The organism is Achromobacter maghribensis (genome assembly GCF_057334215.1).
Map to the genome: position 1 here is coordinate 104,288 of NZ_JBHFII010000014.1, position 20,859 is coordinate 125,146.

At 65.4% G+C, this 20,859-nt stretch carries 17 protein-coding genes; 12 read left to right on the forward strand and 5 right to left on the reverse strand.

The features are described 5' to 3' along the window. The first annotated feature begins 33 nt into the window (after positions 1–33). The 3 genes from ACE039_RS05545 to ACE039_RS05555 all read left to right on the forward strand — a co-directional run bounded on the left by ACE039_RS05545 (position 34) and on the right by ACE039_RS05555 (position 3,172). Complete coding sequence (locus ACE039_RS05545) at positions 34–1,311, forward strand: ribulose-bisphosphate carboxylase large subunit family protein (RefSeq protein ID WP_313462169.1); 1,278 nt, start codon at positions 34–36, stop codon at positions 1,309–1,311. Then, a complete protein-coding gene (locus ACE039_RS05550; RefSeq protein WP_485821877.1) occupies positions 1,308–2,657 on the forward strand; it encodes a four-carbon acid sugar kinase family protein in 1,350 nt (449 codons plus the stop codon). Before ACE039_RS05545 ends, ACE039_RS05550 begins: the two co-directional genes overlap by 4 nt. A 77-nt stretch (positions 2,658–2,734) precedes the next feature. Next, on the forward strand, positions 2,735–3,172 hold the full coding sequence (locus ACE039_RS05555) for an energy transducer TonB family protein (RefSeq protein ID WP_485821878.1): 438 nt from the start codon (positions 2,735–2,737) through the stop codon (positions 3,170–3,172). A 61-nt stretch (positions 3,173–3,233) separates the two neighbouring features. Here the strand turns inward: ACE039_RS05555 and ACE039_RS05560 are convergent, their stop codons facing one another. The 4 genes from ACE039_RS05560 to ACE039_RS05575 form a co-directional block, all read right to left on the reverse strand. After that, a complete protein-coding gene (locus ACE039_RS05560) occupies positions 3,234–5,666 on the reverse strand; it encodes a DNA internalization-related competence protein ComEC/Rec2 (protein ID WP_485821939.1) in 2,433 nt (810 codons plus the stop codon). 270 nt (positions 5,667–5,936) lie between these two features. Then, positions 5,937–6,638, reverse strand: coding sequence for an RraA family protein (locus tag ACE039_RS05565; protein WP_448710035.1), 702 nt, complete (start codon positions 6,636–6,638; stop codon positions 5,937–5,939). Between the two features lie 31 nt (positions 6,639–6,669). Further along, on the reverse strand, positions 6,670–7,650 hold the full coding sequence (locus ACE039_RS05570; protein WP_485821879.1) for a Bug family tripartite tricarboxylate transporter substrate binding protein: 981 nt from the start codon (positions 7,648–7,650) through the stop codon (positions 6,670–6,672). A 36-nt stretch (positions 7,651–7,686) separates the two neighbouring features. Further along, positions 7,687–8,886: a pyridoxal phosphate-dependent aminotransferase gene (locus ACE039_RS05575; protein ID WP_485821880.1), complete on the reverse strand. Its 1,200-nt coding sequence runs from the start codon at positions 8,884–8,886 to the stop codon at positions 7,687–7,689. Between the two features lie 139 nt (positions 8,887–9,025). Here ACE039_RS05575 and ACE039_RS05580 point away from each other — a divergent pair, with 139 nt between their 5' ends. The 3 genes from ACE039_RS05580 (at position 9,026) to ACE039_RS05590 (ending at position 12,275) form a co-directional block, all read left to right on the forward strand. Beyond that, positions 9,026–9,955 (forward strand): LysR family transcriptional regulator, encoded by a 930-nt coding sequence (locus ACE039_RS05580; RefSeq protein WP_485821881.1) that lies wholly within the window; start codon positions 9,026–9,028, stop codon positions 9,953–9,955. Between the two features lie 306 nt (positions 9,956–10,261). Beyond that, the gene (locus tag ACE039_RS05585; protein WP_485821882.1) at positions 10,262–11,128 is read left to right on the forward strand and encodes an RNA ligase family protein; all 867 of its coding nucleotides are present in this window, start codon (positions 10,262–10,264) and stop codon (positions 11,126–11,128) included. Between the two features lie 10 nt (positions 11,129–11,138). Next, positions 11,139–12,275 (forward strand): AAA family ATPase, encoded by a 1,137-nt coding sequence (locus ACE039_RS05590; protein ID WP_485821883.1) that lies wholly within the window; start codon positions 11,139–11,141, stop codon positions 12,273–12,275. A gap of 13 nt (positions 12,276–12,288) precedes the next feature. Here ACE039_RS05590 and ACE039_RS05595 read toward each other — a convergent pair whose 3' ends face one another. After that, a complete protein-coding gene (locus ACE039_RS05595; RefSeq protein ID WP_448710029.1) occupies positions 12,289–13,413 on the reverse strand; it encodes a LysR family transcriptional regulator in 1,125 nt (374 codons plus the stop codon). Positions 13,414–13,436: 23 nt separating this feature from the next. On the opposite strand from ACE039_RS05595, the gene ACE039_RS05600 reads away from it, so the two are divergent. The 6 genes from ACE039_RS05600 to ACE039_RS05625 all read left to right on the forward strand — a co-directional run bounded on the left by ACE039_RS05600 (position 13,437) and on the right by ACE039_RS05625 (position 20,670). Beyond that, positions 13,437–13,889 (forward strand): thiamine pyrophosphate-binding protein, encoded by a 453-nt coding sequence (locus tag ACE039_RS05600; RefSeq protein ID WP_448710028.1) that lies wholly within the window; start codon positions 13,437–13,439, stop codon positions 13,887–13,889. Then, positions 13,886–14,491 (forward strand): thiamine pyrophosphate-dependent enzyme, encoded by a 606-nt coding sequence (locus tag ACE039_RS05605; protein ID WP_485821884.1) that lies wholly within the window; start codon positions 13,886–13,888, stop codon positions 14,489–14,491. Before ACE039_RS05600 ends, ACE039_RS05605 begins: the two co-directional genes overlap by 4 nt. Then, positions 14,488–16,113, forward strand: a complete 1,626-nt coding sequence (locus ACE039_RS05610; protein ID WP_485821885.1) for a GMC family oxidoreductase — start codon at positions 14,488–14,490, stop codon at positions 16,111–16,113. The genes ACE039_RS05605 and ACE039_RS05610 overlap by 4 nt, the downstream gene beginning before the upstream one ends. Positions 16,114–16,133: 20 nt before the next feature. Then, positions 16,134–17,111 carry a Bug family tripartite tricarboxylate transporter substrate binding protein gene (locus ACE039_RS05615; RefSeq protein WP_448710025.1) on the forward strand — a complete coding sequence of 326 codons (978 nt, stop codon included), beginning with the start codon at positions 16,134–16,136 and terminating at the stop codon, positions 17,109–17,111. Positions 17,112–17,379: 268 nt separating this feature from the next. Then, a complete protein-coding gene (locus ACE039_RS05620; RefSeq protein ID WP_485811530.1) occupies positions 17,380–18,819 on the forward strand; it encodes an NAD-dependent succinate-semialdehyde dehydrogenase in 1,440 nt (479 codons plus the stop codon). Positions 18,820–19,152: 333 nt separating this feature from the next. After that, entirely contained in the window at positions 19,153–20,670 is a 1,518-nt protein-coding gene (locus ACE039_RS05625) for an amidohydrolase family protein (protein ID WP_485821886.1), read from the forward strand. Positions 20,671–20,859 lie beyond the last annotated feature (189 nt).

Below are 20,859 nucleotides of genomic sequence, written 5' to 3' on the forward strand. Positions count from 1 at the left end.
CCCCTGCCCCGACACTGTTTGCCGCCCGCCACCATGAATTCCCAATCGTTTAGCGCCACCTATCTGATCGAAACGCCAATGGATCCCACCCGGGTCGCCGAGGTGATGGCGGGCGAGCAGTCCTGCGGCACCTTCACCCGCGTCCAGGGCGAAACCGACGAGCTGCGCGCCCGTGCCCGCGCGCGGATCGAATCCGTCGAACTTCTGGACACCGTGGCCACGCCCAGCCTGCCAAACGCCTGGCTGGCGCGCCAGCCGGGCGGCATGCCGGGGCAGTACCAGCGGGCCCGCGTCCGCATCGCCTTTCCCGTCGCCAATGTCGGCGCCAACCTGGCCACGCTGGCGGCCACGGTCGGCGGCAATCTGTACGATCTGGGCGAAGTCACCGGGCTGCGCCTGGAAAGCATGGAGCTTCCTGCCAACTACCGTGCCCAATTCGACATGCCACGGGTCGGCATCGCCGGCACGCGGCAGCTGACGGGCGTGGCCGCCGGGCCGCTGGTGGGAACGATCATCAAGCCCAATGTCGGGCTGTCGCCCGAACAGACCGCGCATCTGGTCGCGCAACTGTGCGCGGCGGGCGTGGACTTCATCAAGGACGACGAAGTCTGCGCCAACCCCACGCACGCCCCGCTGGCGCAGCGCGTCGCCGCCGTCATGGCGGTGGTGCGGGCGCATCGCGAACGGACCGGCCGGCAAGTCATGGTGGCCTTCAACATCAGCGACGAAACCGACGCCATGCGCCGCCACGCCGACCTGATTGAACGCGAAGAAGGCACCTGCGTCATGGCCAGCCTGAACTGGTGCGGCTTCTCGGCGATCCAGACTCTGCGCCGCAGCACGCCGCTGGCCCTGCACGGCCACCGCAACGGCTATGGCGCCCTGTCGCGCGCGCCGCTCTTGGGCATCGGCTTCCAGGCCTACCAGACGCTATGGCGGCTGGCAGGCGTGGACCACATGCACGTGCATGGATTGCAGGGCAAGTTCGCGCAGGACGACCAGGAAGTCGTCGACTCGGCGCGCGACTGCCTGGCCTCGTTGACGCTGGGCATCGACGATCCGGTCATGCCGGCATTCTCGTCCGGCCAATGGGCCGGCACCGTCCCCGCCACCTGGTCCGCGGTGCGCACCGACGACCTGATGTTCATGTCCGGCGGCGGCATCCTGGCCCACCCGGACGGCCCCGCCGCCGGCGTGCAGAGCATCCGCCAGGCCTGGCATGCCGTGCGCGAGGGGCAGTCGCTGGAAGACTTCGCGCGAAACGCACCCGAACTGCAACGCGCCCTGGCCTTCTTCGGAAACCGCGCATGACTGGCGTCGAAGGCGGCGCGTCCGCGCCACGCGTGTGTTGGTATGGCGATGACTTCACGGGCGCCACCGACACGCTGGCGGAAGTGTCCCGCGCCGGCCTGCGCAGCCTGCTGTTTCTGGGCGTGCCCACGCCCGAACAACTGCGCCGCGCCGGTCCGCAGGACGCCTTGGGCATCGCCGGCGCCGCGCGCGCCATGGCACCGGACCAGATGGAAATCGAGCTGCGCGCCGTCGGCCGCTTCATGGCGGGCACCGGCGCGCGTGTGCTGCACTACAAATGCTGTTCCACCTTTGATAGCGCGCCCCACGTCGGCAGCATCGGCGTGGCCATCCGCGAACTGCGCCGCCACATGCCGAACCCGCTGGTGCCCATCCTGGGCGGGCAGCCGGGAATCGGGCGCTATTGCAGCTTTGCCCAATTGTTCGCCCGCGCGGGCAGCGCGCCCGAGATCCATCGCATCGACCGTCATCCGGTCATGAGCCAGCATCCCGTCACGCCCATGCACGAGGCCGATCTGCGCCTGCATCTGGCGGCCCAGGGCGTGGCCGATATCCGCTCGCTGCCGCACATCGCCTACCCCCGCCTGCGACAGGCCGCCGACGCCCCAGGCGTGGAAGACTGGATCGATGGCGTGATCGAAACGTCCGACGGCCCCGTCCTTTTCGACGTGACCGACGACGAGCAATTGCCCGTCATCGGGCGGCTGATCTGGCGCGCAGCGGCGTGCGTGCCGCTGCTTGCGGTCGGCCCCAGCAGCGTGCAGCAAGCGCTGGCCCGCGCCCACGCGCCCGGCCACGCGAACACCCCTTGCGCCGCCTTGCCGCCTGCGGCCGGCCCGGTCCTGATCGTGGCGGGCAGCCTGTCGCCCGTTACCGCGCGGCAAATCGCCGCCTGCCAACAGTACACACGCCAGCCCTTGCATGTGCAGCGGCTGCTGGACGACCCCGACTACGCCGCGCAGCAGGTCCAGCTGGCGGCCTCGTCGCTGGCCGACGGGCGCAATGTGCTGGTCCACACGGACCGGCCCGCGCAAGCCGTCACCGCCCAACAGGCCGCAGCCACGGCAAGCGGCACCGCACGGCTCGCGGCAGCGATCGTGGCGGCCAGCGCGCAAGCGGGCAAGCGGCTGTCGCGCATCGGCATCGCGGGCGGCGACACCTCCAGCCAGGCCACGCTGGCGCTGGGGTTGTGGGGCCTGGCATTTCGCAGCGTGCTGGCGCCGGGCGTCACCGTCAGCGTCGCCCGCAGCGACGACCCGGTCATCGACGGCGTCGAACTGATGCTCAAGGGCGGCCAGATGGGCGGCGACCGGCTGTTCGACGACCTGGCGGCGGGCACGGCATAACGCACGGATGACGTCGGTTATGCTGCCGGGATTCGTCCGGCAGATAGGCCGACGGCCCCAGCCCAGGAGATTTCCCCATGCATTGGCGGTACCGCGCCTTCCTCATTGCCGCGCTCGTCTTGGGCCTGCCCGTCCCCTTGCTCGCCAACACGCTGAATACGCAGGTCGAATGGCACACCGCCATCCGCCAGCAGCTGCAACGCAACATCGTGGCCCCCCGCGAGATCCATGAGGCCAATTCGGACCTGAACCTCCAGGTGCGCATCGTCGTCCTGCCCACTGGCGCCGTCGAAGGCGTGACGCTGGCCCGGTCTTCAGGCAACGTCGCGGTGGACAAGGCGACCTTGGCCATGATCCGGCGCGCCGGCCGGCTGCCCGCCTTCACGCCAGACATGGCGCCGGACAAGCAAATCGTCATGCTGCCCGTGCGCTATGTCGTCGAGAAAAGCGACATCGCTCCTCCGCCGTCGCCCCCGCCTGCCGTCAAGCAAACCCGCAAGCACGCGCCGGGCTGAACCGGGCCCGCACGCCCCGGCTCGCGTGCGCGGCCTGCCGGGGCAGCGCGGCCCTTTGCGCCTAGCGCCCGTGCCAATACCGACGGCCGCGCTCCCGCTGCGACCACACATCCAACCCTTGCGCGGCAGACTCCGCCATCACCGCTCCGTCCCGGTCGCTGCGCCAGAACGCCGCCCCCGCGCGCAACCAGCGCCGCGCGACCGCCGGCGCCGGATGACGAAAGCGGTTCAGGTGACCGGTTTGCGCCACCGCGTGGCTGGCTTGCGTCGCAGCCACCCAATCCCGCCCGGACGACGACGCCGAGCCATGATGCGCCGCCATCACCACATCCGTCGGCGGCACGCCTCGCGCCACCAGCGCGCGCTCCTGCGCCACCCCGATGTCACCGGTCAACAGTAGCGAATGGCTGACGCCCTCCACGCGAAGCACGCAGCTATCGGCATTGCGGTCGGCGACCGCCCCGCTGCCGCCACCGGCCGGATGCAGGAAGGTGAACGTCACGCCGTCGACGTCCCAGGCGTCGTCAGCCTGGCACCGCAGCATCTCTTGCGGCAAGGCGGGTGGCAAGACGGCCGCGGGGCCACCGCCGGCTTTTGCTGCACCGGCGGCGCGGGAAGCGGCGCCCGGAGCGGCCCCGCCAGTATCCGGCCACAACCGCGCATCCCGCCGCACAAACGCCGCCACATCGAACGACGCGTAGCTGCGCCGGACCGGCGCCGCCGCAAGCACCGCCCGCGTGCCGCCCACGTGGTCCTGATCGGCATGCGACAACACCAGCACATCCAACGCCCCGATACCGCGCGCCCTTAAGAACGGCGCCACCACGCGTTCGCCGGCATCGCTGCCGCCGTAATGGCGCGGACCGGCATCGAACAGCAATGTCTGGCTAGCCGTCTCCACCAGGATGGCGCTGCCCTGCCCCACATCCAGCGCGCTCATCCGCCAATGGCCGGGGTCCGGCCGGTCAGGCCGCCAGCACAGCAGCGGCAACATGCACACCCACCCCACGTGCCGCGCCGGCCAGCCGCGTACTTGCAAGGCCCACGCCATCCCCGCTACCGCCAACAGCAGCCAGGGCCACGGCGCGGCCGCCACCGCAAAGCTGGCCCATCCTGCATTGCCCACCCACGCCACCGGCACCATCGTGTAGTCGAACGCCGCCAACCCCAATTGCCCCACCCAGGCAGCGATGCCGCCCGCGCCCGGCAACACCGACAGGGCCGCGCATAGCAACGCCAGCGGCGTCACGATAAACGTCACCGAAGGAATCGCCACCGCGTTGGCCAACGGCGACCCCACCGAGACTTGATACACCAGGAAGGCCAGCAAAGGCGTCAACCCCAAGGTGACCAGCAATTGCAAGCGCGTGGCCTGCTCCAGCCTGGCCATCCACCGCCTGCGCCAATCCGCTTCCGCATCAAACGGCGCGTCCGCGATGCGCAGCAGAATCGCCACTGCCCCGAACGACAGCCAGAACCCGGGCGACAACGGCGCCCAGGGATCCAACGCCACCACCCCTGCCGCGGCGCAGGCCAACACCCGGCCCGCCGTCAACGGCAACCGCGACATCGCCGCCGCCAGCACCACCGACAACATGAAAAACGTGCGCCGCGCAGGCACGCCCCACCCTGCCAACAAGCAATACAGCAAGGCCACCATCGCCGCCGCCGCCCCGCCCGCCACCCGCGACGGCGCATATTCCGCCAACCCCACACCACGCCAGCGCGCCCGCCGCCACAGCGCCGCCACCAGCACGCCCGCAATCCCGGCAATCGACGTGACATGCATGCCGCTGATCGACACCAGATGCGTGATGCCACTGCGGTTGAAGATACGCCAATCGTCGCGCGCCACACCCGCCTGATCGCCGATTGCCAACGCAATCAGCACGGGTGCATAACGATGGCCGCCCAAGGCCTTGCGCAATCCCTCGCGCACCCGATGCCGGGCACGTTCAATTGCGATGCCGGGCGACGCCCAGGGTTGATCGTCCAGCAGCCTGGGCTGGCCGCGAACGGTGCCCACGGCGCGCAAGCCGCGCGCGAACATCCGCGCTTCCGCGTCGGGCCCCGCCGGATTCAGCAGGCCATGCGGACGCCTCAACACCAGCGCCATGCGCCACACCTGGCCAGGCAGCAACTGCGGTATGTCCTGCAACGTTCCGCGCTTTGCCCCGGGCGGCGCTTGCCACGTCACCTGGATGCGCGACGGAATGCCGGGCCGGGAAGGTTCCGCCAGCTCGGCCACGAAACGTTGATGCCGATCGTCTCCGTCCGGCAGTTCAGCCACCCGCACGATCAGCCGTGACACCTGGTCCTGGTGCGCATCCGCCAGGGCGTCGTCCAGCCGATACCCGGCTTGCAGGCTGGCGTTAAGCGTGCCGGCGCACAGACCCAACACCATGGCTGCGGCAATACGAACCGCGTCCTGGCGCAAGCGCGCCCAGCAAACCGAAGCCAGCACGCCCAAGCCCGCGGCCAGCAACAACAGCATCCGCCCCGGCAGCGCAGGCAGGCATTGCACCCACGCCGCGCCAGCCACGAACGCCCAGCAGAATGAACGACCGGTGATGTCCCTCTCCCAAAGCCTGGAGCGTAGGACGTAGCGGCATGGAGCAGGCCAGCGGGTGAACGGATCCGCCCACCTCGGGAAACCGCAAATACGGTCTATGGATAGCGATCAGCAAAGTACAGACATCGACATTGCAGTCGACACCGTAATCCTCGGCGGCACTTCGGCGCCCGGGCATTCCGTCACCTGGCCTTAAACGGCCAGGCCCTTCGCCCGCAGCAGCGAATCAAACCGCTCCGGGTCGGACGTGCCGGAACGATTTTCTTCACGAATCCTTGCCTCTTTATCCAGATGGCGACGCGTGCGCTGCAACACATCCTTGGCGTATGCGGCGGGAATGGCGATCACGCCGTCCGCATCACCCACGATCACGTCCCCCGGCGCCACGTGCAGGCCAGCGCAGGCGATCGGGACGTTGATCTCCCCCGGACCGTCCTTGGTCGGGCCGCGATGGGTATGGCCTTTGGCAAAGAGCGGCATGCCGCCTTCGGCCCACTCGACCACATCGCGCACGGCGCCATCGATGACCAGGCCGGCCAGCCCTTGTGCGATGCAGGTGGTGCGCATCAGCCCGCCAACCAGCGCCTGGGTCAGGTCGCCACCGCCGTCAATGACAAGCACGTCGCCCGGCCGCACCATGGTGAGCGCCTTATGAATCATCAGGTTGTCGCCTGGCCGCACGCGCACCGTAAAGGCGTTACCACAGAGCACGGTATTGAGGTCCGCGTGATATTGGCGCAATCCAATCGCGCCGATATGACGGCTCATCGCGTCGCCGATAGCGGCGACCGGTAGCGAGGAAAAGGCGGCAATGGTGTCGGCATCCGCGCCCTGCTGGCGCGGATGGATGCCGTAGCCGGCCGGCCATGCGACGGCGGAGGAAGAAGGGTTCATGTTTGAATATTCCCAATGCGGGTCTGGACGATCAAAGCTGAATGTCCGCGTTTTTGACCAGGCCGCCCCACTTGGCGCGGTCAGCCTTCAGGAATGCGGCGAATTGTTCCGGCGTGCTTCCGACCGGCTCGATGCCATCGCGCTGAAAGCGTTCACGTATCTCGGGGTCCGCCAATACCTGCGTGGTGGCCTGCTGCAGCGTTCTCACGGCCTCGGCAGGAATGCCAGGGCCCGCGCACAACCCGGTCCAGGGCGTGGGATTGAAGTTCTTCAAGCCGGCCTCGTCCGTCGTGGGAAGGTCCGGCAAGCCACGCAGCCGATGATCGTTCGCAACCGCCAGCGCCTTCAATGCACCGGATTGGATGTAGGGCAGCGAACTGACGGCCTGGTCGAACATCAGCGATACCCGACCGCTGTTCAAGTCGACCATCGCCTGGCCCGCCCCCTTGTACGGCACGTGCACGATATCGATCTTGGCGTTGGCACGCAGCATCTCGCCCGCCAGGTGCGCGGTGGTGCCGTTGCCGGATGACGCGTAGTTGACCTTGCCGGGATTCTCGCGTGCGTACTTCAAGAATTCACCTACCGTGGTTACCGGCAGGTCCTTGCTGACCAGCATCAGATAGGGCGTGTTGCCAATCTGCGTGATGGGAGTGATCGTCTCCACATCAAACGGCATGCGTTGGGGCAGGAAGGGTTGAATGGACAGCGTGCCCGTGGTGCACATGAACACCGTGTGCCCGTCGGCGGCCGCTTTGATGGCCGCGTCCGCGGCAATGTTGCCCGCGGCGCCGGGCCGGTTCTCGACTACGACGGACTGCTTCAACACCGCTTCCAGCTTGGGAGCCAGCAGCCGCGCGATGATGTCGTTGGATCCGCCCGGGGCAAAACCCACGATCAAACGCACGGGCTTGTTGGGATAATCCGCGGCGTGCGCAAGCGGTGCGCACGCAATCAAGACGGCCGCGACGGTCTGGGTGACGCTTAGCGTCAGTGCTTGTTTTTTGTTCATGGTTTTCCCCTTGTGATTTTTAAACAGTGCAACAGGTCAGGCCAGCTGCGCCCGTGCCTGCGCGATACGACGGCAACCTTCCTCCAGCACGGCGTCGCTGGCGGCAAATGAAATTCGAAAATGCGTGTCAACGCCATAAGCCGAGCCTTGCAGCACCGCCAGGTTCTGCGCATTCAGCAAATGCAGCACCCATTGCTCGCTGTTTTGCAGCTTGCTGCCATCCGGCAAGGTCAAGCCGTACAGGTCGGCACACTTCGGAAAGACGTAGAATGCGCCCTCGGGGCTGGCGCAATCAATACCGTCAATGGCGTTCAGGGCCTGGACGATACGGTCCCGCCGCGCCTGAAAACGCTCACGGCTCTGCGCGACGAAGTCTTGCGGGCCGGTCAACGCCGCCAATGCCGCCGCCTGGCTCACGGAGCTTGGATTGGATGTGCTTTGCGATTGCAGCTTGGTCATTGCCTTGATCAACGCCGCCGGCGCCCCGGCATAGCCGATTCGCCATCCGGTCATCGCATAAGCCTTCGATACGCCATTCAGCGTCAGCGTGCGATCTTTCAGGTCTGGCGCCACCTGCGCCAGCGTGTAGAACCGCCGGCCGTCATAAAGCAGATGTTCATAAATGTCGTCCGTCAGAATCCAGACGTGCGGGTGCTTGCGCAAGACTTCCGCCAGGGCCTGCAAATCGGCTTCAGTGAAATTGGCGCCGCTGGGGTTGTTCGGGCCGTTCAGGATCAGCCAACGCGTCTTCGGCGTGATCGCGCGTTCAAGTTCTTCCGCCTGCAAACGGAATCCGTTTTCCGCGCGCGTCTCGACGATCACCGGCGTGCCGTTGGCCAGCAAGGTGATGTCGGGGTAAGACACCCAATACGGCGCGGGCACGATCACTTCGTCGCCGGTATCGACGGTGGCCATGATGGCGTTGAAAATGATCTGCTTGGCGCCAGTGCTGACGATGATTTCGTCCAGCCCGTAATCCAGTCCGTTTTCACGCGCAAACTTGGCGCGGATGGCTTCACGCAACGCGGCCGTGCCGCCCACATCGGTGTAGCGCGTTTGGCCGTCGTTCATGGCACGATAGGCGGCCTCGCGAATGTGTGCCGGCGTATCAAAATCGGGTTCGCCCGACGTCAGGCCCACGATGTCCCTGCCCTGGGCGCGCAGCATGCGGGCATGCTGGCCCGCCATCGAACTGGGTGAAGGCTTGATACGCTGAAGTCTTGCGGCGGTTTGCATGGTCCATCCGGAGTCTATTGAACAGTGGACACATTATGGATACGATCACTTTCCAGGCGGTAGCGACTAATCCGCATACCCCGCCATTCCAGATTGGCATGGGTTCCTGGATCTTCACGGCCCCTCGCCCGCCCTACCCATGAATCCAACCTTCAAACAACTCGAGGCGTTCTATCACAGCGCCAAGCTGGGTAGCCTGAGCGCCGCCGCGACGACGCTGCACACGACCCAGTCCGCGATCTCCAAGCGAGTCAGCGACCTGGAAGCCGAATTGGGCAAGCGTCTGCTCCATCGCGGCGCCACCGGTATTGTTCTGACCCCCGACGGCGAACGCCTTTTACCCATGGCCGAAGAGGCGCTGCGGCTGCGGCTGCGCATGGCTGAAGCGGCGGGCGGCTCGGCGCCGCTGGAAGGCAAGGTCCGCATCGGCGTCACCGAACTGACGGCGCTTAGCTGGCTGGGCCTCTTGATCAGCACCGTGGTGAAAGAGAGTCCGGGTTTGACCTTGGAGCCCAGCGTGGCGCCCGGCCTGCAGTTGATCGATCAGCTGCGCCAACATGAACTGGACCTGGCCATCGTGCCAGGCACGTACTGGGGCGAGGACTTCCAGCTGATGCCGGTGGGCGTCGTGGAAAACGTCTGGATGGCCAGCCCCGCGCTAGGCGTGCCGGAAGGCCCGTTGAAGCCCATGGACTTTGCGCTGTACCCGTTTCTTGAGCAGTCCCACGATTCCAGCAAAAGCCTGTTCTATCGGCCCTGGCTGGAGGAACACGGGTTCCGATTCAACCGCGTCTTCGCCAGCAACAGCCTGGCCGTGCTGGGCGAACTGACCATCGACGGTTTCGGCATCAGCCAGCTGTGCCCGGCGTATTTCAGGCCGGAACTGGAAGCCGGCCTGCTGAAGATCGTTCACAGCGTCCCCATGCCGCCGCCGATGATCTACAACGCGGTCTTTCACCAGGGCTCGCTCGATACGCGCGCCGAGTACATCGCGCGGCGGGCCGCCGAGCTCTGCGACTTTTCGCGCCGTCGCAATGTGCCCGCCAGCGACTTTTCCGGTCGGCCATAAGCGCTTACGCATCCGCGTCATCCCGCGCATTGACAAAACCCTTTCCGGTGTCTTAGGATTCTGCCTCTTCTTTCCCCCCCTTTTCATTTGAGTGCAACCGTGTCTGCCATCCGTCACTACGCCTAAACGCCGACGACTACCGCCCTGGTAATCGCGGTCTGCCTGCGCGCCCCGTGCTGCTCGACACCTGAGTCTTGAGCGCACACCATGGGGTCCAGGCGCGGTTCCAGGAAGCACACACCCACTCGCTTTCCTTTCCCGTCCAGACTGCGTCGTCGGCTTTTCCATCACACTGGAGAAGATCCCATGACGCAAGATTTCTGCGCTTACGCGCAATCGCTGGACCTGTTTCGCTATCCCCGCACCCCCCACCTGGAAGGCTCGCGCCTGCAAGACGGCGACGAAGGCCACGACCACGTGCCGTACCGCCAGTTGGCCGGCCTGCACCTGATCGTCGAGGAGAAGCTCGACGGCGCGAACACCGGCATCAGCTTCAGCCCATCGGGCGAACTGCTGCTGCAATCGCGCGGCCACTACCTGGTGGGCGGCGGCCGCGAACGGCAATTCAGTTTCGTAAAAGCCTGGGCCGCGGCGCACACCGACTGGCTGCTTGACCGCCTGGAGGATCGCTACGTGATGTATGGCGAAACGCTGTCGAAGAAACACTCGGTTTTCTACGACGCCTTGCCGCATCATTTTTTCGAGTTCGATGTCCTGGATCGTCACAGCGGCGACTTCCTGTCCACCCAGGCGCGCCGCGCCCTGCTGGCGGATGGCCCCGTGCTGTCCGTGCCCGTCCTGTATGAAGGCGTGGCGCCGCCCAGGCTTGACACGCTCAAGGCCCTGCTGCGGCCGTCGCTGGCCAAGACACCAGACTGGCGCAAGGCATTTGAAGCCACCGTGCAGCGAGAAGGCTTGGACCTAGAGCGCGCCTGGAAACAATGCGACAAATCGGACCTGTCGGAAGGCCTGTACGTCAAGGTGGAAGCCGACGGCAGGACGATCGCCCGCTACAAGTGGGTACGGCGAGATTTCGTTCAAGCCATCCTGGATTCGGACAAACACCATTCCGAGCAGCCCTACGTGCCCAACCAGTTGGCGCCCGGCGTTGACCTCTACGCGCCGCGTCTCGCGGTGGACTGGGACACGCTGCGCGGCGCCGCCGGACAATAAGGAATAGATCATGCAATACGAAGCACTGCGGGCACTGACGCCTGCTCCGGGCAAGGCGCCGGATTTCAACGCCTGCCTGGCGGCATTTCCCGCGCTGGAACTGGCCAAGGCCACGCCGCAAGACCCGCGCTATCACGGCGAGGGCGACGTCTGGACCCATACGAAAATGGTGATGGAAGCGCTGCTGGCATTGCCGCAATACCAGGCGGCGGAGCGGGCCGACCAGGAAATCGTATTTCTTGCCGCGCTGCTGCACGACATCGCCAAGCACAGCACGACCGTCATCGACCCGGTCACCGGCGCCATCGGCCAGCCCGGCCACTCCCGCAAGGGCGCCATCGACGCGCGTATTGCGCTGTGGGATGCGGGCGTGCCCTTTGCCGTGCGCGAAGCCGTGTGCAGGTTGATCGCGGTCCATCAGGTGCCGTTTTTCGCACTGGAGGGCTCGCGCCGCGGCAAGACGCCCGAGTTCATCGTGCGCGAACTGTCCTGGCAGGTCGACATTCCATTGCTGGCCATGCTGGCCGAAGCCGACATGCGCGGACGCATCTGTCCGGACGGTCAGCGCGTGCTGGACAACATCGCGCTGTTCTGCGAACTGGCGCGCGACGAACGGTGCTTCGGTCAGCCACGTGCCTTCGCCGATGCCCATACCGCGGTCAGCTATTTTCGCGGCGCCGACGTCCATCCCGATTACCCGTTGTTTCAGGAACCTGGATCGCGGGTGATTGTGATGTCCGGACTGCCCGCGTCGGGCAAGAACACCTGGGTAAGCCGGCATCATCCCGAGCTGCCGGTGATTTCGTTCGACGATGCGCGAGAAGAGCTGGGCCTGCGCCACGGCAAGAACGAAGGCATGGTGGCGCACCTGGCTATCGACCGGGCGCGCGAACTGCTGCGGCGCAAAGCGCCCTTCGTCTGGAACGCCACCCACCTTAGCGAGCTGATGCGCAAGAAAACGCTGGATCTGCTGTATTCGTATCATGCGCAAGTTGAACTGGTCTATCTGGAACAACCGCGCGCCGAGCTGCTGCGCCGGAACACCCGGCGCGACACATCGCTATCGAACAAGACGTTGACCGGCATGCTGCACCGCTGGGACCTGCCGCTGCCAACCGAGGCGCATCGGGTGACGTATGCGGTGTGACAGGGCGCGCCCGCTACGCATGCAGGCCCTTATGCGGTGGCGATAGACCTTTAAGCACATCGAGCAATTCGCTGACAGGACGGCGCATCGTTTCCGGCCCGCTCCGCGTCAGCATGGCCAATGGCGGCATCGTGGCGCTTGGCCGCACATCGAGAATCACCAGGTTCTTGTTGATCGTTGTCTCTTCCAGCGCGTGCTGCTCGCGCATCGGCCCGATGCAGCCCGGGTCCTGACGCAGGAACGTCAGCACCGTCAGCGTGGACAGGCATTCGATGCGGGGTTGCGGCGGCGTGACGCCTTCCGTCAGGCAGGCGGCGATCACCGCGCGCCGAAGCAACGAGCCGCGCGGCGGCAAGATCCAGGATTGTTCGGCCAGATGCGCCCAGGTGACCTTTCGCCGTCGCGCAAGGGGATTCGTGCGGGAAGCCACGACGCTGAGGCGGTCGCTGGCAAGCAGATCCACTCGCAACCGATCCAACCGTTCGTTGTTGAACTCGTCCGGCGCCAGTGCGCCGACAATGCAATCCAGCTCGCCGCGCAGCAGCTCGGAAATCAATACGTCGATCTGCGTCTCTCGAATCTGCACCTTTAAACCGGGCATCCGGCGGCACAGCTCCACGATGCCCGTAGGAAGCATGGAAGACCCCGAAAAAGTGCCGATCCGAACCAACCCCGACGCCCCCGCCCGCATGGCGGCGGTTTCTTCCTGCGCCGCCAACAAGCCGGCCAACAAGACGTCCGACCGGCGGATCAATTCCGCCCCGATGTGGTTCGCGGCAATGCCGCGCGCCATGCGGTCAAACAGCGGCCCGCCGAAGATCTCTTCAATCTCTTTGATCATCCTGGTCGCCGCCGGCTGGGACAAGTGCATGCGTTCAGCCGCGGCGTGGACCGTAGACACCTCGCGCAAATGGCAAAGCAATTCCAGATGCCGAATTCGCAGGCGCCTCAGCAGGTTGGGATCAGGGTTTTCCATCATTACATCGATCCGATTTTCGTATCGATCTATCCGATTAAATGAATAGTCGATTATTGCTCGGATTCCTAGAATTTGGGTCACCGCGTACCTGAGATGACACCGTGACCTCCTTGCCCCTATCCATACCCGCCGCGTCCATTGTCGAACGTCTCGACGCATGCGGCGTACACAAGATCGTGACCGTGCCCGATTTCGTTCAGTTGTCGGTCCACGATCTGATCGACCAGACGCCGACGTTCCAAGTGATTCGATGCGCCGACGAAAACCAGGCGATCCACGTCGCGGGCGGGCTCCATATCGGGGGCCACCGCGTCGCCGTGCTGATACAGAACCAGGGCTTGCTGAATTGCCTGAACAGCTTGCGGGCAATCGGCCTGGATGCGGGCCTGCCCATGCTGTTGGTGATCGGTCAATTCGGGCGGGAATTCTCCAATGTCGGCCACGACCCCGCGCTATCGCGACGCCGCGTCGTCAATCTGGTCGAACCCGTCCTGGACGTCATGGGAATCGCCCACTGGCGTCTGGACACGCCACAGCAACTGTCCAACATCGATGCGGCAATCGATGCTTGCAACCAGCGCCAAGCGCCTGCCGCGCTACTGATCGGCCACTACACTGCCTGGGACCCGTCATGACCCTTTCCACATTGGAAGCCTGCAAGGCCATTCAAGAAGCCCGGGCCGATGCCATCGTGATCAGCACGATGTCGGCCATGCAATGCATGGACCAGATCGACCCTGACTACCCGTTCGGCCTTTCTTCGGTGCCGCTGATGGGGGGAGCCGCGGGTCTGGGGCTGGGCCTGGCACTGTCTTGTCCGGATCGGAAAGTCATCGTTCTTGATGGCGACGCCAGCCTGCTCATGGAACTTGGCGTGCTTGCCACGGTCGCGGGGATGCGGCCGTCCAACTTCTATCACTTCGTGTTCGCGAATGGCGTCCAGTTCAACGGCGGCGCAAACCTGCCCGTCGCTGGCGCCGGGAAAGTGGACTTCTGCGCGATCGCGCTGGCCTCGGGCTATGCGGGCGCGGCACGGTTCTCACAAGCCGAGGCATTGCGAGCCGAGATATCGGCTTGCCTGTCGGCGCCCGCACCGGCATTGATCGAACTGGATATCGCGCCCACCCCGCCTCGCTTCGGGCCGCAGCTTACGCAACCTGAACAAGGCGATGCCCGATTCGAACGCATGGGGATGGAAGCCCGACGGCTGATGCGCGCATTGGGAACGTCACGATGAACGCCCCTCACACCGTGGACTACATCGTGGTGGGCGGGGGCTCGGCAGGCTGCGCGATCGCCGCCGGGCTTGCCCGCTCGGGCAAGCACAGCGTCATGTTGCTGGAAGCCGGAAATGCCAAGCGAAAAATCTGGATCCGGGTGCCGGCAGGCGTGGCCTATCTTATCCGTGACGAAAACGTCGTCCGAAAGTTCTTCACCCAACCCGAGGCACAGCTCAAAGCCCGGCCGATCTACTGGCCCCGTGGCCGCGTGCTGGGCGGGTCATCCACGGTAAATGGCATGATCTGGGTACATGGCGACCCCAAGGAATACGATCTTTGGCGGGACGAACATGGCTTGGCCGATTGGGACAGCGCTTCATTCAAACCCTACCTGCGGCGTATCGAAGCTTTCGCAGGTGGCGACCCGGCGGTCCGCGGCCGCAGCGGCCCGGTCAACATCAGTGAATACGGCCCGCGCCAACCCCTGATGGACGCCTTCCTGAACGCCTGCGTCCAGGCCGGCATTCCGAGAAACCCCGACTACAACGGGGACGCCTACGAAGGCGCCGGGTACTTGCAATTGAACACCCGGCGCGGGCTCCGGGTCAGCGCCCGCGAGGCGTACCTTGCTTCGTTACCGCGCAAAAGCGCGTTACAGCTTCGCACGGGCGCCCTCGCCGAACGCATCCTGTTCGAAGGCACCCGAGCGTGCGGCGTCGAGTACCGCGAAGGCGGGTCGCTTCGCCGCGTGTTCGCGGCAAAGGAAGTCATCATTTCAGCCGGCGCGCTGCAATCGCCGCAATTGCTGGAACTCTCCGGCATTGGCGATGCGCAACGGCTTTCCCAATTGGGAATCCCCGTGCGGCATCACGCGCCGTCCGTGGGCGAAGGCCTGCGCGACCATCTTCATGTGCGGCTGACTTACGAATGCCGCAATGCGCTGACGCTCAACCAGATCGTGCCCAGCCCATGGCGCAAGGTTCTGATGGCCATGCGCCTGGCCGTCCACGGCGATGGGCTGATGAGCAGCGCCAGCGCCGTCGCCCACGCGCTGGTCCGAACCGATCCCGCCTACACGCAGCCTGACGCGAAGCTGCAGCTGCACTATCTTTCCAGCGCGGACGCCAGAACGGCCGGCAAGCTGGTCCTGGATGACTTCCCCGGCATTTCCATCGGCACGTTCGCATTACGGCCGAAATCCCAGGGGTCCGTGCATATCGTGTCGACCGATCCGGCGGAATCCCCGGTCATCCACGCCAATTACCTTCAACACCCCGACGACGTGCGCTCGACGCTTGGCGCGCTCCGCCTGGCGCGCCAGGTCGCCGAACAATCCGCGTTAAAGGCGTTCATCGTGCGCGAAACACGGCCGGGCCCCGCCAGCATGTCGGACGAGGCCCTGCTGGACTACGTCGGCTCGCTTGGCCAGACCTCGTATCACCCCATCGGCTCGTGCCGCATGGGGACCGATTCCGGCGCCGTCGTGGACGCGCGATTGCGCGTGCGGGGCGTCTCGTGCCTGCGGGTGGCGGACGCCTCGGTCATGCCGACCATGCCTTCCGCCAATACCAATGCGCCGTCGATCGCCATCGGCGAGAAAGCGGCGGACCTGATCCTGGAAGACGCTCGTCAACAATAATGATTATCTGGAGACAAACCATGAAAAAGCACATCGGGAAACTGATCGTCCTGGCGTCACTCTGCAGTCTCACGGCGGTGGCCTCTGCACAAGACAATGCCGGCTATCCGGCCCGGCCGATCCGGTTGATCGTCCCTTCGCCGGCCGGGGGAGAGCCCGACACCCTGGCCAGGCTGGTCGCCCAGCAAATGAGCGCGGATCTGCGCCAGCCGGTCGTTGTTGAAAACAAGCCCGGCGCGGGCGGGCTGGTGGGCATTGCCGCCCTGGCCAATGCGAAGCCCGACGGCTACACGATAGGCGTGTCCTACCAGGCGGCATTGGCGTTGTCCCCCCACCTGCTGGTCAAGAAGCTGTTCGATCCGCTGACCGACATCGCGCCGGTCGGGCTGGTTTCGGTCTCCGGCAATGCGTTGATGGTGCCGGCGAAATCTCCGATTTCCTCATTCGGCGACCTGGTCAAACACGCCCAGGCCAATCCGGGGAAAATGAACTTCGGGTCTTGGGGGGATGGCAGCGCCGGACATATCAGCGGTGAAATAATGAAGCGGTCCGCCCGCATCGAAATGCAGCACGTTGCCTACAAGGGCTCGAGCGAAGCGCTGATGGCCATGCTGGCCGGCGACATGGACGCGACATTCGGCGGCTGGGCGCTGGCATCGGCGCAGGCCAAGGCGGGCGCCGTCCGGGTCTTGGCCGTGACCTCGCCCGAACGGGCCGCCGCATTCCCGGAAGCGCCGACCTTTCAGGAACTGGGCATACCGTTTGGCCTGAATTCCTGGTACGGCATCATCGCGCCCGCTGGCGTTCCGCCCGCCATCATTCAGCGCCTGGAACGTTCGGTAAAAATGGCCGTCGCCCAACCGCCGGTGGCCGCCGGCCTGACCAGCATGGGCATGCTGCCGCAATCGTCGACCGCCGCGCAATTGGGCGACCGCATCCGCAACGACTATCAAATCTGGGGCAAGGCCATTACCGATGTCGGTATTCAGCCTCGCTAGGAAATCCCGCGGTTGAGTCAGGCGCTTCGGTCACGCCAAAGCGGCATGGCCGTAGCGCCAATCCCGCCTTCCAGGGGCAGTGCGCCCTTCCCCTCGGCCATCCGTCCCCCCGCCCGGTGGATTCGCGCGGAATTTCGGCGTAGAGTCTTCCTTTCCCTATCGATCTGAACGCGTTTTTCCGCAGAACCCCGAGATGGGCATGGATGCTGCCGCAGGTTCGCCCAGCCATCCCGGACAGACCCTCAATCCCTGACCCTACGGAGACCCCATGGCCGATTACCCGAATACCCTTCTTTTGATCGACAACGAATGGCGCGAAGCGAAAGGCGGCGCGCGCATTGATGTCGTGAACCCCGCCACCGGCCAGAAGATCGGCCAGGTCGCCCACGCCAAGCGCGAAGACCTGGATCTGGCGCTGGCTGCCGCGCAGCGCGGCTTCGAGACCTGGCGCGACACCTCGGCCCATGAACGTTGCGCGGTCATGCGCCGCGCGGCCGCCCTGTTGCGCGAACGCGCGGATTCGGTGGCCCGCCTGCTGACCCAGGAACAGGGCAAACCCCTGGCCGAAGCGCGCGGCGAAGTGTTGGCTGGCGCTGAAATCATCGACTGGTTCGCCAACGAGGCGCTGCGTGTCTATGGCCGCATCGTGCCGTCGCGCAACCCGCTGGCCCAGCAATTGGTCATCAAGGAGCCGGTTGGCCCGGTTGCCGCTTTCACGCCGTGGAACTTCCCGGTCAACCAGATCGTGCGCAAACTGGGCGCCGCGCTGGCCACCGGCTGCTCGTTCCTGGTGAAGGCCCCTGAAGAAACCCCGGCGTCCCCCGCCGCCCTGCTGAACTGCTTCGTCGACGCCGGCATCCCCAAGGGCGTGCTGGGCCTGGTCTTCGGATCGCCCGCCGAGATTTCCAGCTACCTGATCCCGCATCCCGTGATCCGCAAGGTCACGTTCACCGGGTCGACCCCGGTTGGCAAGGAACTGGCCGCGCTGGCCGGCCGCCACATGAAGCGTGTCACGATGGAACTGGGCGGCCACGCACCGGTGATCGTGGCCGAGGACGCCGATGTCGAACTCGCCGTGAAAGCCTCCGGCGGCGCCAAGTTCCGCAACGCCGGCCAAGTCTGCATTTCGCCGACGCGCTTCCTGGTGCACAAGAACGTCAAGGCCGCGTTCGAGCAAGCCTTTGTCGCCCATGCAGAAAAGCTCAAGCTGGGCGACGGCCTGACCGAAGGCACGACGCTTGGGCCCCTGGCCAATGACCGTCGCCTGGTGGCCATGGACAAGATCGTCAAGAACGCCAGCGAAAAGGGTGCGCGCATCGCCACGGGCGGCGCACGGATCGGCGGCGCCGGCAACTTCTTCGCGCCCACGATTCTCACCGACGTCCCGCTTGACGCCGACATCTTCAACGAAGAACCGTTCGGCCCGATCGCCGCGATCCGCAGCTTCGAAACGCTGGACGAGGCCATCCAGGAAGCCAACCGTCTGCCGTTCGGCCTGTCCGCCTACGGCTTTACCCGGTCGATCAAGACGGCGCACGAGCTATCGCGCCGCCTTGAAGTGGGCATGCTCTGGGTCAACCAGCCCGCCACCCCGTCCGCCGAACTCCCGTTCGGTGGCGTGAAGGATTCCGGCTACGGCTCCGAGGGCGGCCCGGAAGCGCTTGAGGCCTATCTGGTGACGAAGGCGGTCTCCATCGTCGGCGTCTGATATTGCCCGCACGCCATCGGTTCGGCGCCACGCCGGACCGGTGGCGCGGGCACTGCCCGCTCCGCTTGCCCGCCGGCCGCATCGGCCGTATGGCGCGTTATCCCAATAAGCCCCGCACGTGAAGTGACCCCCAAGACGTGGGACGGTCAATTCACGTACGGGGCTTATTTACTGCGGGCGACGCCCTCAACGCCATAAGCACATCACTCAGAACGACATTTCGAATTCGTCGTTTGGTTGCACCCGACGGTCCCGTACTGTGACGTATCCGCGCCGATATTGCCGTTTCCCAACGCGCAACACGCCGCCTTCGTTTCATTTTCGGAGACCTCCATGAATGACCGGCTGCACCGTACCCAGGCATCCCGCTCCGCCGCCATCAAGGCGAATCTGGACTACCCGGTGATCGATACCGATGTCCACGTCAACGACTATGCACCTGTCCTGGAGGACTACATCCAGCACTACGGCGGCGCCAAGCTGGTGGACATTTTGCGTAAAACCCAGGGTTCACGCTTCGCCACCAAGGCCGAAGGCAAAGACTGGTACCAGCAGACGCCCGAGGAAAGGCAATACCACCGCACGCTGCGTGCGCCCTGGTGGGCGCGCGTCACGCGCAACACGCTGGACTTGGCCACCGTCACATTGCCGGAGTTGCTGTACGAGCGTCTTGAAGAGCAAGGCTCGGACTATTCCATCCTGTTTCCCAATGACGTGCTGGCCCCGCTGGGCGCCGGCAATGAATTCCGCCAGCCGCTGCACCGCGCGATCAACCACTTTCATGCGGACCAATACCGCAAGTACAGCGACCGCCTGACGCCCGTCGCCGGCATCCCCATGTACCACCCGCAGGAGGCCATCGAAGAGCTTGAATTCGCGGTCAACACCTTGGGCCTGAAGGTGGCCAATATCCCCGGCGGGGTGCGCCGGCCGATCAAGGCCATCGCCGACAAGTACCCGCCCGCGCAATACCCGGACATCGCCCGCCACGCGTCGTATGTGGATTTCTTCGGCCTGGACAGCGAGTACGACTACGACCCGTTCTGGGCCAAGGCCGTCGAGCTGGGCGTGCCGCTGGCGACGCACTACGGCAGCCAGGGCTGGACGGGGCGGCACTCCATCAGCAACTACATGTTCAACCACATCGGCCACTTCGCCGACGGCTCGCAGGCCTTTGCCAAAGCGCTGTTCTTCGGCGGCGTCACCCGCCGCTTTCCCGGCCTGCGCGTGGCGCTGCTGGAAGGCGGCGCGGACTGGGGCGCGCATGTGTACGCGCACCTGGTGGACCGCTGGGAAAAGCGCAACCGCGACGCCGTGCACCAGTACAACCCCGCCAACGCGGACATCGGCTTGCTGGCGGAACTGTTCGATCGCTATGGCGCGGAACTCCTCCAGGGGCGCGGCGTGGACAAGGCCACCCTGCTGCAAGACAGCCTGGGCGTCTCGGCCTTGCCCCACAGCCGCGATCCGCAGGGCGACGAACTCGACGACTTCGCGGCCGCCGGCATCGAACGCGTCGAAGACATCCGCGCGCGCTGGGTGGACAGCTTCTACTTCGGGTCCGAAGCCGACGACAGGACCGTCGGCGCCGCCTTCAACGACCGCGCGAATCCGCTGAACGTGAAGCTCAATGCGATCTGGTCGTCGGACGTCGGCCATTGGGACGTGCCAGACCTGACCGAACCGTTGGCCGAAAGCTGGGACCTGGTCGAACAGGGGGTGATCACGAAGGCGGATTTCAAGGCCCTGGTTTTCGACAACCCCTACCGCTTCTACACCCAGGCGCATCCGCAATTCTTCAAGGGCACCCGCATCGAAAAGACGTTGCAGGCCCAAGCGCTCGCGGCCTGAGCCGCCCCCGTCTTGCCGACATTCCCGTCCGCTCAGGCGGGCGGCGGTCTGCCCGTTTCCGGCGCGGACCGGCTTCGTTCATCCCTGCTTTTCATCTTTATACGGAACAACCATGCGCATCCTGCCCTCTGCCCGCCTGATTTCACGCCTGTTGCTGGGCGTCGCCTTGTGCGCGGCCCGCGCCCCCAC